Source organism: Streptomyces himastatinicus ATCC 53653 (assembly GCF_000158915.1).
Lineage (GTDB): Bacteria > Actinomycetota > Actinomycetes > Streptomycetales > Streptomycetaceae > Streptomyces > Streptomyces himastatinicus.
The window spans coordinates 430716-431567 of the sequence record NZ_GG657754.1; the positions used below are offsets into that span (position 1 = coordinate 430716).

Sequence of the window (852 nt, forward strand, 5' to 3'; positions counted from 1 at the left end):
GGCGCGCCCCGGCCATGACCGCGCGGTCGGTATGATGGGCCATGGGCTCGGCCTGGCGCGCGGGCGGGGTGGCCCGCAGGGCGGCCGCGAGCACGTCCTTGCGCGGGGTGTCGAGCCGGTCGGCGGGCTGCGGGCCGCCGCCGTCGCTGACGGCCGCGAGCTGGAGGGTGCCCTCGGTGAGGGTGCCGGTCTTGTCGAAGCACAGCACGTCGGCGCGGCCGAGCGCCTCGATGGTGCGCGGATTGCGGACCAGGGCGCCGAGGTCGGCCAGCCGCCGGGCGGCGGCGAGCTGTGCCGCGTTGACGAGGAACGGCAGGCCCTCGGGTACGGACGCGACGGCGAGGTTGACCGCCGAGGCCAGGTTCTCGGTCAGCGGGAGGCCGTGCAGCAGCCCGGCGCCGGACACGGCGGCGGCCGATCCGATCGCGATGGGGACGCTGGAGCGGGTGAGCGCGGTGAGCCGCGCCTCGACGCCGGTCACGGGTGCGGCACGGCGGGCGGTGGCCAGGCTGCGGCCGACCTCGGTGGACGGCCCGGTGGCCACGACGATGGCCTGCGCGCGCCCGGCGGAGACGGTGGTGCCTTCGTAGAGCATCGAGCGGCGCTGGGTGATGTGCGCGGCGACCACCGGCGCCGGGCTCTTGGCCACTGGCAGGGATTCGCCGGTCAGCGAGGACTCGTCGACCTCCAGGCCGTCGGCCTCCACCACCCGGCAGTCGGCGGGGACCACATCCTCCGGGCCCAGCGTGATGATGTCCCCGAGGACCAGGTCCCCGGCGGTGACCAGGCGTTCCGTACCGCCGCGGCGCACCCGGGCGCCGACCGCGGAGCGGGCGAACAGCTCCGCGAGCG

General features: G+C 76.9%; 1 protein-coding gene. It reads right to left on the reverse strand.

Features of this window, described 5'->3' with window-relative positions; all coding sequences use genetic code 11:
• Positions 1-852: HAD-IC family P-type ATPase (locus tag SSOG_RS01835; protein WP_039936315.1), on the reverse strand; the 852-nt coding region annotated here is incomplete at both ends.